Genomic DNA, 12,909 nt, shown 5'->3' on the forward strand with positions numbered 1-12,909 from the left:
ATGGGTTTAAAAAATCTTTTTGAAAAAATGGAACCCGCGTTTTTACCAGGTGGTAAATACAGCAAGCTTTATCCGGTCTTTGAATCGATTTATACCTTGCTTTATACACCAGGTACGGTAACGCACAAAAACACACACGTTCGTGATGCGTTAGACTCAAAACGTATGATGATTACGGTTTTCCTTGCGTTGTTCCCAGCGATTTTCTATGGGATGTACAATGTGGGTAACCAAGCGATCCCTGCCTTAAATCAATTAGGCAATTTAGATCAATTAATTGCTAACGATTGGCACTATGCGCTTGCAAGTTCATTAGGTTTAGATTTAACCAATAATGCAACTTGGGGCTCAAAAATGGCGTTAGGGGCGATCTTCTTCTTACCAATTTACTTAGTGGTATTTACCGTTTGTACAATTTGGGAATTATTATTCTCAGTGGTACGTGGTCATGAAGTAAATGAAGGGATGTTCGTTTCAACCATTTTATTTGCGTTAATCGTTCCACCAACATTACCATTATGGCAAGCTGCACTTGGTATCAGCTTTGGTATCGTGGTAGCGAAAGAAATCTTCGGTGGTGTAGGTCGTAACTTTATGAACCCTGCGCTTGCGGGTCGTGCATTCTTATTCTTTGCTTATCCGGCTCAAATTTCCGGTGACTTAGTATGGACTGCAGCAGATGGTTTTTCAGGCGCAACCGCACTTTCACAATGGTCTCAAGGTGGTCAAGCAGCATTACAACACACTGTAACCGGTCAACCTATTACTTGGATGGATGCATTCATTGGTAATATTCCAGGTTCAATGGGTGAGGTTTCAACGCTTGCGTTGTTAATCGGTGGTGCAGTGATTGTATTCACTCGAATTGCTTCTTGGCGCATTATGGCTGGTGTCATGATCGGTATGATTGGTACTGCAACCTTATTCAACTTAATCGGTTCTGATTCTAACCAAATGTTCTCAATGCCTTGGCATTGGCACTTTGTATTAGGTGGTTTTGCACTTGGTATGATCTTCATGGCTACAGACCCTGTATCCGCTTCATTTACCAACACGGGTAAATGGTGGTACGGTGCGTTAATTGGCGTGATGGCTGTATTAATTCGTACAGTGAACCCAGCTTATCCAGAAGGGATGATGTTAGCGATTTTATTTGCAAACTTATTTGCACCAATTTTCGACTACATCGTGGTTCAAGCAAATATCAAACGTCGGAGAGCAAGAACAAATGGCTAAATTTAATAAAGATAGCGTTAGCGGTACAGTTACCGTTGTTGTGTTGCTAAGTTTAGTGTGTTCTATCGTGGTTTCTGGTGCTGCAGTAGCATTAAAATCCAAACAAGATGAACAAAAAGCACTCGACGTTCAACGTAACATTTTAACTGTTGCTGGCTTAATGAAAGAAGATAATGCATCAGTAATTAAAGACACTTACAGCAAATTTATTGAACCACGTTTAGTGGATTTGCAAAGTGGTGATTACGTTCAAGCTTCAGCAGAAGAAATTAATAAATTTGAACCTAAAGATGCCGTTAAAGATCCAGCTAAAAGCCAAGCTATCCCAGCTGAGGCAGATAAAGCAGGAATTAAGGTTCGTGCAAACCAAGCGCGTGTTTATCTTGTAAAAGATGAACAAGGCAATGTAACCCAAGTTGTATTACCAATGTATGGCCGTGGTTTATGGTCAACCATGTATGGTTTTGTTTCTGTTGCACCAGATGCGAATACCATCAAAGGTATTACTTACTATGATCAAGGTGAAACAGCTGGTCTTGGGGGCGAAATTGCGAACCCACGTTGGCAAGCACAGTTCGTTGATAAAAAATTATTCGATGAACAAGGTAACCAAAAATTCAAAATCTACAAAGGTAGCTCTGCTGCAGATAAAGAGCACGGTGTAGATGGTTTATCAGGTGCAACTTTAACCAGTAACGGTGTTCAAGGTTCATTTGATTATTGGTTCAGCCAAAATGGCTTTGGTCCATTCTTAGCGAAATTTAAAGCAGGAGAAATCAAATAATGGCTGATGCAAAAGTAAACTTAAAAGGTCTTTTATTCGATCCTATTGTTAAAAATAACCCGATTGCCTTGCAAATTTTGGGTATCTGTTCTGCATTAGCGGTAACGACCCAATTACAAACTGCGATCGTTATGGCGATTGCGGTAAGTTTGGTAACCGGTTTCTCCAGTTTGTTCATTTCATTGATTCGTAACTATATTCCAAATAGTATCCGTATCATTGTGCAACTGGCAATTATCGCATCTTTAGTAATCTTGGTTGACCAAGTATTAAAAGCTTATGCTTATGGTTTATCTAAACAGCTTTCTGTATTCGTTGGTCTTATCATTACAAACTGTATCGTAATGGGACGCGCAGAAGCGTTTGCGATGAAATCACCTCCGCTAGAAAGCTTTGTTGATGGTATCGGTAACGGTTTAGGTTATGGTGCGATCTTATTAATTGTTGCAACATTACGTGAACTAATCGGTTCTGGTCGTTTATTTGGTTTCCCTGTATTCCAAACAATTCAAGACGGTGGTTGGTATCAACCAAACGGTTTATTCCTTCTTGCACCAAGTGCGTTCTTTATTATTGGCTTCGTTATTTGGGGCTTAAGAACGTGGAAACCTGAGCAACAGGAGAAATAATCAATGGAACATTATATTAGCCTATTTGTGAAGGCGATCTTCATTGAAAATATGGCGCTTTCTTTCTTCTTAGGTATGTGTACTTTCCTTGCCGTATCGAAAAAAGTGTCAACAGCATTCGGCTTAGGGGTTGCAGTAACAGTGGTGCTTGGTATTTCTGTGCCGGCGAACCAATTTGTGTTCGAACATGTGTTAAAAGATAGCGCCTTAGTTGAAGGGGTAGATTTATCCTTCTTAAGCTTTATTACGTTTATCGGGATTATCGCAGGTATCGTTCAAATTCTTGAAATGACTTTAGATAAATTCTTCCCTGCACTTTATAACGCATTAGGTATCTTCCTTCCACTTATCGCCGTAAACTGTGCGATCTTTGGTGGTGTATCTTTTGCGGTACAACGTGAATACACTTTTGCAGAATCTGCAGTTTATGGTGTGGGTGCAGGGCTTGGTTGGATGTTAGCAATCGTTGCGCTTGCAGGCTTAACCGAAAAAATGAAATATGCCGATGTACCGGCAGGCTTAAAAGGATTAGGGATTACCTTTATTACTGCGGGCTTGATGGCGCTTGGCTTTATGTCATTCTCTGGTATTCAGTTATAAGGAGGCATAAATGAGCGAATCTTCAATTTTATTATTAGGTGTTGCGGCATTTACGGTTATCCTTTTAGTGCTCGTTGCGATTATTTTATTCGCTAAATCAAAATTAGTGGATTCTGGTGATATCACCATTTCTATTAATGACGATCCTGAAAAAGCGATTACTTTACCAGCTGGTGGCAAATTACTTGGTGCATTAGCAAGTAAAGGTATTTTCGTTTCTTCTGCTTGTGGTGGCGGTGGCTCTTGTGGCCAATGTATTGTGAAAGTGAAAAGTGGTGGTGGTGAAATTCTTCCAACTGAACTTTCTCATATTAATAAACGTGAAGCAAAAGAAGGTTATCGTTTAGCTTGCCAAGTGAATGTAAAAGGCAACATGGACGTTGAACTTCCAGAAGAAATCTTCGGCGTGAAAAAATGGGAATGTACTGTTATTTCTAACGATAACAAAGCAACCTTCATCAAAGAGCTTAAATTGGCTATTCCTGAAGGCGAAGAAGTACCTTTCCGTGCCGGTGGTTATATTCAAATCGAAGCTGATCCACATACGGTTTACTATAAAGATTTCGATATTCCAGAAGAATACCATGAGGACTGGGATAAATACGACTTATGGCGTTATGTGTCTAAAGTAGACGAGCATATTATCCGTGCTTATTCTATGGCTTCATACCCAGAAGAGAAAGGCATCATTATGCTTAACGTGCGTATTGCAACGCCTCCACCACGTCAACCTGATGCACCTCCAGGTCAAATGTCTTCGTACATTTGGTCATTAAAAGCGGGTGATAAAGTGACAATTTCTGGTCCATTCGGTGAATTCTTTGCGAAAGAAACTGACAATGAAATGGTCTTCATCGGTGGTGGTGCGGGTATGGCACCAATGCGTTCTCATATCTTTGACCAATTAAAACGTTTACATTCTAAACGTAAAATGTCATTCTGGTATGGTGCACGTTCTAAACGTGAAATGTTCTATGTAGAAGATTTTGATCAGCTTCAAGCAGAAAATCCAAACTTTACATGGCACGTGGCATTATCTGATCCGTTACCAGAAGATAACTGGACAGGTTACACCGGCTTTATTCACAACGTACTTTATGAAAACTACTTGAAAAATCATGAAGCACCTGAAGATTGTGAATACTACATGTGTGGACCTCCAGTGATGAACGCTGCGGTAATCAAAATGTTGAAAGACCTCGGTGTTGAAGATGAAAACATCTTATTAGATGACTTCGGTGGTTGATTTTAGTTAATCAAAACATCATGAAAACTGACCGCACTTTGTGATGAAGTGCGGTCAATATTTAAGGTGTTTTTAGAAAATTTTCTATGATTACAGGTAAATTTTGTTTAGTTTGCTAGTAGTTCACAGATTTAGGAAATCCAGATGAAAAAATTAATAAGCGGTATCGTGGCGGTGGCAATGGCATTAAGTCTTGCAGCCTGTGAAAAAGAAACAAAAGTTATCTCATTAAGTGGTAAAACAATGGGAACAACTTATCATGTTAAATACCTTGATGAAGGCTCAATGAAAGCAACATCTGAAAAGACGCATGAAGAAATTGAAGCTATCTTAAAAGATGTGAACGCGAAAATGTCCACTTACAAAAAAGATTCGGAATTGAGTCGTTTCAATCAAAATACCCAAGTGAATACACCGATTGAGATTTCAGCAGATTTTGCCAAAGTATTGGCCGAAGCGATTCGTTTAAATAAAGTGACTGAAGGTGCATTGGATGTAACTGTTGGCCCTGTCGTTAATTTATGGGGATTTGGCCCGGAAAAACGTCCAGAAAAACAACCTACACCAGAACAATTAGCTGAACGCCAAGCTTGGGTTGGTATTGATAAAATTGCCCTCGATATGAGTGCTGCCAAACCGACATTAAGCAAAGCACTTCCTCAAGTTTATGTCGATTTGTCCTCGATTGCTAAAGGCTTTGGCGTTGATCTGGTCGCTGAAAAGTTAGAACAATTAAATGCTCAGAATTACATGGTTGAAATCGGCGGAGAAATTCGTGCGAAAGGAAAAAATATTGAAGGCAAACCTTGGCAGATCGCAATTGAAAAACCAACTACAACAGGTGAAAGAGCGGTTGAAGCTGTCATTGGATTAGACAATATGGGAATGGCAAGTTCTGGCGATTATCGAATTTACTTTGAAGAAAATGGTAAACGCTTTGCTCATGAAATTGATCCGAAAACAGGTTATCCAATTCAGCATCATTTAGCCTCAATTACGGTACTTGCACCAACTTCAATGACTGCAGATGGCTTATCAACAGGGTTATTTGTGCTTGGTGAAGACAAGGCGTTAGAAGTGGCTGAGAAAAATAATCTTGCCGTTTATTTAATCATTAAAACAGATAATGGTTTTGTGACAAAATCATCCTCTGCTTTCAAAAAATTAACAGAAACAAAAGAATAGTTATGCAAACTTTATTTTTTACTTTAATCGCTTTCGTCGCAATTATATTGTTGATGTCTATCGGATTTATTATCAAAAAACAAAGTTTAAAAGGCAGCTGCGGTGGTTTATCTACCCTTGGTATTGCCAAAGCTTGTGATTGTGATAAACCTTGCGACACGCTTCAATCAAAATTAGATGCGGGCGATAAACAAGCAAAAGCCGAATATGAGCAAAAATTTGCGAAAAAAGATGGTGATTCGCAATTTTATGAAGTGAAATAACTTGCATCAAAAATGACCGCACTTTATGTGCAAAATTATTTTGCCGTTTTCTCATTCAATGACCAATGTGCTTCGCCTTAGCCGAAGTTACGGGAGAACTATGTTAATTTCAAATACTTATAATCAATACTTTCCTCAATTGACGCAAGAACAGCTTGCGAGAAATGCGACAAAAAAAGTCATTTGTGGTATGTCTGGCGGAGTGGATTCTTCTGTGTCAGCTTTTATTCTTCAACAGCAAGGCTATCAGGTGGAAGGCCTGTTTATGAAAAACTGGGAAGAAGATGATGATACGGATTACTGCACTGCAGCAGCTGATCTTGCAGATGCTCAGGCTGTATGTGATAAGTTGGGGATTAAACTACATAAAATTAATTTTGCTGCAGAATATTGGGATAATGTATTTGAGCATTTTTTAACTGAATATAAAGCAGGGCGCACGCCGAACCCAGATATTTTGTGTAATAAAGAAATTAAATTTAAAGCATTTTTAGAATATGCAGCTGAAGATCTTGGTGCTCATTACATTGCAACAGGGCATTATGTACGTAGGGCTGGTGATGATGAAAATGCAAAATTATTACGTGGTTTAGATGCTAATAAAGATCAAAGTTATTTTCTTTATACCTTAAGCCATAAACAAGTGGGACAAAGTTTATTCCCCGTTGGTGAAATTGAGAAGCCCATTGTTCGCGCTATTGCTGAAGAGCTTGGCTTAATTACGGCGAAGAAAAAAGACTCTACCGGTATTTGTTTTATTGGTGAGCGTAAATTTAAGGATTTCTTAGCTCGTTACTTACCGGCTCAACCTGGTGATATTCGTACTGTTGATGGTGAAATTATTGGTCGCCATGATGGTTTGATGTATCACACGTTGGGACAGCGTAAAGGGTTAGGCATTGGTGGTTTAAAAAATGCGGGTGATGAGGCTTGGTATGTGGTAGATAAGGATGTTGAAAATAATGAGCTTATTGTCGCTCAGGGGCATGACCATCCTCGTTTATTTTCAAAAGGTTTGATTGCTAGCCAATTACATTGGGTTGATCGCGAGCCAATTCGTGAATTAGTACGTTGCACGGTTAAAACACGTTATCGCCAACAAGATATTCCTTGTGTGATTGAACCGATTGATGATGAAACTATTCGAGTGATTTTCGATGAACCTCAATCAGCCGTCACACCAGGACAATCTGCCGTATTTTACCTTGGTGAAATTTGTTTGGGCGGTGGGATTATCGAAGAACGGATTAAATAACCTAACAAAAAAGGCTTGGGATCCCAAGCCTTTTTCTTTGCGAAATTATTCGCCCAAACGCTCTTTAATACGAGCAGATTTACCTGAACGTTCACGTAAGTAGTAAAGTTTAGCTTTACGTACTGCACCTTTACGTTTAACAACGATAGAATCTACAGCTGGAGAGTGAGTTTGGAATACACGCTCAACACCTACGCCGTTAGATACTTTACGTAAAGTGAATGCTGAGTGCAAGCCACGGTTACGAATTGCAATAACCACGCCTTCGAATGCTTGCAAACGACGTTTGCTACCTTCAACTACCCATACTTTAACTTCTAAAGTATCACCTGGGCGGAAACTAGGTACGTTTTGTTTTAATTGTTCTTGTTCAAGTTGTTTGATAATGTTAGACATTGTTTGATCCTTTATTGATCCTAGATGTAACTGAAACTAACTGTTATATTCGGCTTGCGCTTCTTTTAACAGCTTACGTTGTTCGTCAGTCAGAGCTAGGCCTTCTAAGAGCTCAGGGCGTCGGAGCCACGTTCTTTGTAGCGATTGTTTTAATCGCCATTTCCGAATTTCTTCGTGGTGTCCCGACATCAGCACGGGCGGTACCGTTAATCCTTCTAACACTTCCGGTCTGGTGTAATGCGGGCAATCTAATAAACCATCTGCAAAAGAATCCTCTTCTGCCGAAGCTTGTTTGCCTAATACACCGGGAATAAATCGCGCAACAGCATCAATTAATGTCATTGCCGGCAATTCCCCACCGGTCAGAACGTAATCGCCGATTGACCATTCTTCATCAATTTCAGTTTGAATCAATCGCTCATCAATACCTTCGTAACGTCCACATACCAAAATCAATTTCTGATTTTGAGCAAGTTCCGTTATGCCACCTTGATCGAGTTTACGTCCTTGTGGCGAAAGGTAAATCACCTTTGCGCCTTCTCCTGCAGCTGCTCTCGCAGCATGAATCGCATCCCGTAAAGGTTGCACCATCATCAGCATTCCCGGACCACCACCATAAGGACGGTCATCCACGGTTTTATGCTTGTCGAATGTAAAATCTCTTGGATTCCAACATTCCACTTGCAGAAGATTGTGTTTTACGGCTTTACCTGTAACCCCAAATTCCGTAATCGCTTTAAACATTTCGGGGAACAATGAAATTACCCCTATCCACATAAAAAGCCTACTACATTACGTTTGTGCATACTTGAGATTAGAAACCAGCGTCCCAATCCACTTCAATTGTTTTCGTGGTGAGATCGACTCTTTTAACTACTTGTTCATACAAAAACGGAATTAACCGCTCTTGTTTCCCAAAAGCATCTTTAGTATTGGCTTTAACCACTAACACATCATTAGAACCGGTTTCCATCATCTCTGTTACCGTTCCCATTGTATAACCTTCTAGGTTGACGACTGAACAACCGATTAAATCGTGCCAGTAATAATCGCCTTCTTCCAGTTCAGGGAAAACAGATAAATCCACACCAATTTCAACATTCGCTAAAGTTTGTGCAGCTTCACGATCATCAACGCCTTTTAATTTAACGATGATTTCGTGATTATGATGACGCCAGTTTTCTAATTCAGTTGGCTGCCATTCACCTTTGATTTTTAAAAACCAAGGTTGATAATCAAAAATGCTTTCAGCTTGTTCTGTTGATGAATAAATACGTAACCACCCACGGATACCGTAGGTTGAGCCTAATTTGCCCACAACTTCAATGCGTTGTTGTTCCATATTTTTCACCTATCTTAGTTTAAGAACTAAATCAAAAAGCGAGATTATGCTTTTTGAGCTTCTTTTACCAAAGTTGCAACACGATCTGAAAGTGATGCACCTTGAGCAACCCAGTGGTTTACACGCTCAAGATCAACACGAAGACGCTCTGCGTTACCTTGTGCGATTGGGTTGAAGAAACCTACACGCTCAATGAAACGACCGTCACGTGGTGAACGACTGTCAGCTACTACGATTTGATAAAATGGGCGTTTTTTAGCTCCGCCACGAGATAAACGAATGGTTACCATAACCTTCCTCTAAATGTTTAATTACTAAAAGAATATTCTCAAACTCGAAAGTGATTTAAGAATATAGCTTACTTTTTTCTCTGTATATATAGACAAAAAGCCTGAAGATTTTACACTTTTTGAGCAAAAAAGCAAGCCAATAGCCTATTTCTACTTGAGAAATTCACCATAAAAAATGACCGCACTTCATCACAAAGTGCGGTCAATTTTTCATTAATTTATTGGATTAATAAACCCCTTGAGCCAACATTGCATCGGCTACTTTTACAAAGCCTGCTACGTTTGCGCCAACTACGTAGTTAATGTTTGCTCGGCCTTCTGCTGAACCGTATTTTTTACAGTTTGCATGAATATCTAACATGATTCGATGAAGCTGTTTATCCACTTCTTCAGCTGTCCAGTATAAACGTTGTGAACTTTGCGCCATTTCTAAGCCGGATGTCGCAACACCACCCGCATTAGCTGCTTTACCTGGGCCAAATAATACACCAGCTTCTAAGAATGCTTCTGTCGCTTCGATAGTGGTTGGCATGTTTGCCCCCTCAGCGACTAATTTTACACCGTTTGCAATTAGAGCTTTAGCGTCTGAAATCTCTAATTCGTTTTGGGTTGCACAAGGAAGTGCAATATCTGCTTTCACTTCCCAAGGGCGTTTACCTGCAAAATATTGAAGACCGAATTGTTTTGCAAACTCTTCTACTCGACCACGTTTTACATTTTTGAGTTCTAATAACGCTTCTAATTTGTCACGATCAAACCCTTCAGGCAAATACACGTAACCCGCAGAGTCAGAACAGGTTACGACTTTCGCACCGAGCGCCATCGCTTTTTCAATCGCATATTGCGCCACATTACCCGAACCGGACACTAAAACCGTTTTACCTTGGAAACTATCCCCTTTCTCTGCAAGCATTGCTTGGGCAAAATAAACCAATCCATACCCCGTTGCTTCTGGGCGAATTAAGCTCCCACCGAATGAAAGACCACGACCAGTAAAGACACAAGCCGCTTGGTTTGATAATTTTTTCATATAGCCTGCAAGATAACCGACTTCACGACCACCTACACCAATATCACCTGCCGGCACATCGGTATCCGGACCTACATGACGATACAATTCAGCCATTAATGCTTGGCAGAAACGCATCACTTCAGCATCTGATTTGCCTTTAGGATCAAAATCTGAGCCGCCTTTCGCACCGCCCATTGGCAATGTGGTTAAGGCATTTTTAAAGATCTGTTCAAAACCTAAGAATTTTAAGATTGATAAGTTAACGGATGGATGAAAACGCATCCCCCCTTTAAAAGGACCAATTGCACTGTTGAATTGCACACGGAAAGCACGGTTTACTTGAACTTGACCTTTATCATCAGTCCATGCCACACGGAATTGGATTGCGCGCTCTGGCTCAACTAAACGCTCCAGTAAAGCTTCTGAACGGTATTTAGGATTTGCTTCCAAGAAAGGCCAGATTGACGTGAAGACTTCACGAACGGCTTGTAAAAATTCAGGTTGGTGGCCGTCACGTTGAGCCACTTTTTCAAGAAATGCGTCTAATGATGCTACTGCTGACATAGGATTTTCCTTCTAGTAGTGAGTTAATATGATGTGTGTAATGTTATTTTATTTATCACCGTCTTGTTGCGGCGTGTCATCAATATAACAATAGAAAAATCAACTAGGCAATAGTTTTTTTATAGAAAAAATGAAGAAAAAATAAAAAACGAGAAAACATTTAATATTTTCTCGTTTTTATTAGATGAGATCTAAAATCAGCACCTAGATTAGCACTTCAAGTTAAAAAGTGCTTATTTATTTTTACCTTCTAAGTAAAGCCATTCAGCGACTTGCTTCGCAAAATACGTCAAAATACCATCCGCACCAGCACGTTTAAAGCAAAGCAATGATTCCATGATGCATTCTTTTTCTTTCAACCAACCATTTTGAATCGCAGCCATATGCATCGCATATTCACCAGAAACTTGATAAGCAAAGGTTGGCACACCGAAATAGTCTTTCACGCGATATACCATGTCTAAATATGGCATACCTGGTTTCACCATCACCATATCTGCCCCTTCTTGTAAATCAAGTGCGACTTCTTGCAAGCCTTCATTACCATTTGCCGGATCAAGTTGATAAGTTTTCTTATCGCCACCTTTCAGATTGCCCGCAGAACCGACTGCATCACGGAATGGACCATAATAATTAGACGCATATTTTGCAGAATACGCCATAATTTGCGTATTGATATGACCATTTTCTTCCAATGCCTGACGAATACGACCAATACGACCATCCATCATATCACTCGGTGCCACAATATCAGCACCAGCTTCAGCGTGTGAAACAGCCTGTTTAATCAGGATATCTGTTGTAATATCGTTTAATACATAGCCTTCTTCATCAATGATCCCGTCTTGTCCATGTAGTGTATAAGGATCGAGTGCGACATCGGTTAATACACCTAATTCTGGATAAGCGGCTTTCAATGCTCTCACTGCACGCTGTACCAAACCATTCGGGCTAAATGCCTCATCCGCCATTAAAGATTTTTTATCTTGCTCAACTACAGGGAATAATGAAATCACTGGCACGCCGTATTTCACTAAAAGGCCTGCTTCGATTAATAACTGATCGATCGTTAAACGTTCAACTTTAGGCATAGAAGGGACTGGTTCACGATGATTTTCACCTTCAATGATAAATACCGGATAAATTAAATCATTCGCGGTTAAAGTATTTTCTGCGACTAAACGGCGACTAAAATCATGTTTACGTAAACGACGAAGACGACGGGTTGGAAAACCGCCTAAAATTTGTTGAGTCATAATAATATTTCCTGTTTTTATGATGTTAAAAGGGCGTATCACCTACGCCCATTTTCTTAATCTTTGTGATTCAAATCACCCTGATTTTCTACCGCACTTTCTTCATCAGTTGCCTCTTCTTCATCCTCTTTCGGTTGATAGAAACGAGCAACTAACAAGCCTAATTCAAAGAGAAGACACATTGGTACAGCAAGTAAAGTTTGAGAGAACACGTCTGGTGGCGTTAAGATCATGCCAACAAAGAATGCTCCCACAATAATATAAGGGCGTTTTGCCGCCAATGCTTTCGTGGTTGTGACACCTGTCCAGCAAAGCAAAATAATGGCAACGGGTACTTCAAAGCACACACCGAAAGCCAAGAATAATGCTAGCGCAAAATCAAGGTAACTGCTGATATCTGTTGCGATAGCCACCCCTTCTGGCGCGGTTTGCGTAAAGAAACTAAACACGAAAGGGAAAACAACATAATAGGCAAACCCTACACCGCAATAGAATAAAACTGTACTGGAAAATAATAACGGATAAATTAAACGTTTTTCATGTTGATACAGTGCCGGTGCAACAAACGCCCAAATTTGATAAAGCAAATAAGGTACAGAAATAAACACCGAAACAATCGCGGTTAATTTAATTGGCGTAAAGAAAGGCGTTTGGATATTGGTTGCAATCATCGTTGCACCTTTTGGCATCACCGCTGTTAAAGGTGCGGCGACAAAATGATAAATATCATTAGAAAAATAAACCAACGCCACAAAAACCACTAAAATACAAATTACACAACGTAATAAGCGGTTTCTGAGTTCAACAAGATGGGTAATTAACGGTTGGGAATCGTCCGTCATATTGCTCAT

General features: G+C 40.0%; 15 protein-coding genes. 8 read left to right on the top strand and 7 right to left on the bottom strand.

The genetic code is table 11. From position 1 onward, the window contains the following. From RDV53_RS05910 to mnmA, 8 genes are all read left to right on the top strand, one after another. On the top strand, window positions 1–1,236 hold the full coding sequence (locus RDV53_RS05910; RefSeq protein ID WP_005695372.1) for an NADH:ubiquinone reductase (Na(+)-transporting) subunit B: 1,236 nt from the start codon (window positions 1–3) through the stop codon (window positions 1,234–1,236). Beyond that, window positions 1,229–2,020 carry a Na(+)-translocating NADH-quinone reductase subunit C gene (locus tag RDV53_RS05915; protein ID WP_005695373.1) on the top strand — a complete coding sequence of 264 codons (792 nt, stop codon included), beginning with the start codon at window positions 1,229–1,231 and terminating at the stop codon, window positions 2,018–2,020. The genes RDV53_RS05910 and RDV53_RS05915 overlap by 8 nt, the downstream gene beginning before the upstream one ends. After that, complete coding sequence (locus RDV53_RS05920; RefSeq protein ID WP_005695375.1) at window positions 2,020–2,649, top strand: NADH:ubiquinone reductase (Na(+)-transporting) subunit D; 630 nt, start codon at window positions 2,020–2,022, stop codon at window positions 2,647–2,649. The genes RDV53_RS05915 and RDV53_RS05920 overlap by 1 nt, the downstream gene beginning before the upstream one ends. A gap of 3 nt (window positions 2,650–2,652) precedes the next feature. Then, the gene (gene nqrE / locus RDV53_RS05925; protein ID WP_005695377.1) at window positions 2,653–3,249 is read left to right on the top strand and encodes an NADH:ubiquinone reductase (Na(+)-transporting) subunit E; all 597 of its coding nucleotides are present in this window, start codon (window positions 2,653–2,655) and stop codon (window positions 3,247–3,249) included. A 10-nt stretch (window positions 3,250–3,259) separates the two neighbouring features. Then, entirely contained in the window at window positions 3,260–4,495 is a 1,236-nt protein-coding gene (gene nqrF / locus RDV53_RS05930) for an NADH:ubiquinone reductase (Na(+)-transporting) subunit F (RefSeq protein ID WP_005695378.1), read from the top strand. A gap of 144 nt (window positions 4,496–4,639) precedes the next feature. Continuing rightward, complete coding sequence (locus RDV53_RS05935) at window positions 4,640–5,680, top strand: FAD:protein FMN transferase (RefSeq protein WP_005695379.1); 1,041 nt, start codon at window positions 4,640–4,642, stop codon at window positions 5,678–5,680. A gap of 2 nt (window positions 5,681–5,682) precedes the next feature. After that, complete coding sequence (nqrM, locus tag RDV53_RS05940; protein WP_005695380.1) at window positions 5,683–5,943, top strand: (Na+)-NQR maturation NqrM; 261 nt, start codon at window positions 5,683–5,685, stop codon at window positions 5,941–5,943. A gap of 100 nt (window positions 5,944–6,043) precedes the next feature. Beyond that, entirely contained in the window at window positions 6,044–7,198 is a 1,155-nt protein-coding gene (gene mnmA, locus RDV53_RS05945) for a tRNA 2-thiouridine(34) synthase MnmA (protein WP_005695381.1), read from the top strand. Between the two features lie 45 nt (window positions 7,199–7,243). Here mnmA and rplS read toward each other — a convergent pair whose 3' ends face one another. The 7 genes from rplS to tatC form a co-directional block, all read right to left on the bottom strand. Beyond that, on the bottom strand, window positions 7,244–7,594 hold the full coding sequence (gene rplS / locus RDV53_RS05950; RefSeq protein ID WP_005697000.1) for a 50S ribosomal protein L19: 351 nt from the start codon (window positions 7,592–7,594) through the stop codon (window positions 7,244–7,246). Between the two features lie 36 nt (window positions 7,595–7,630). Then, window positions 7,631–8,371 (bottom strand): tRNA (guanosine(37)-N1)-methyltransferase TrmD, encoded by a 741-nt coding sequence (gene trmD, locus RDV53_RS05955; protein ID WP_005697001.1) that lies wholly within the window; start codon window positions 8,369–8,371, stop codon window positions 7,631–7,633. Window positions 8,372–8,408: 37 nt separating this feature from the next. Further along, entirely contained in the window at window positions 8,409–8,936 is a 528-nt protein-coding gene (rimM, locus tag RDV53_RS05960; RefSeq protein WP_005697003.1) for a ribosome maturation factor RimM, read from the bottom strand. Window positions 8,937–8,980: 44 nt separating this feature from the next. Continuing rightward, window positions 8,981–9,226 (bottom strand): 30S ribosomal protein S16, encoded by a 246-nt coding sequence (gene rpsP, locus RDV53_RS05965; protein ID WP_005697005.1) that lies wholly within the window; start codon window positions 9,224–9,226, stop codon window positions 8,981–8,983. A 226-nt stretch (window positions 9,227–9,452) separates the two neighbouring features. Then, complete coding sequence (gene gdhA / locus RDV53_RS05970; RefSeq protein ID WP_005695382.1) at window positions 9,453–10,802, bottom strand: NADP-specific glutamate dehydrogenase; 1,350 nt, start codon at window positions 10,800–10,802, stop codon at window positions 9,453–9,455. A gap of 233 nt (window positions 10,803–11,035) precedes the next feature. Then, the gene (gene hemB, locus RDV53_RS05975; protein ID WP_005695383.1) at window positions 11,036–12,058 is read right to left on the bottom strand and encodes a porphobilinogen synthase; all 1,023 of its coding nucleotides are present in this window, start codon (window positions 12,056–12,058) and stop codon (window positions 11,036–11,038) included. 56 nt (window positions 12,059–12,114) lie between these two features. Continuing rightward, window positions 12,115–12,909 (bottom strand): twin-arginine translocase subunit TatC, encoded by a 795-nt coding sequence (tatC, locus tag RDV53_RS05980; RefSeq protein ID WP_005695384.1) that lies wholly within the window; start codon window positions 12,907–12,909, stop codon window positions 12,115–12,117.

This window comes from Haemophilus parainfluenzae ATCC 33392 (genome assembly GCF_031191205.1).
In the GTDB taxonomy this organism is placed as follows: Bacteria; Pseudomonadota; Gammaproteobacteria; order Enterobacterales; family Pasteurellaceae; genus Haemophilus_D; species Haemophilus_D parainfluenzae.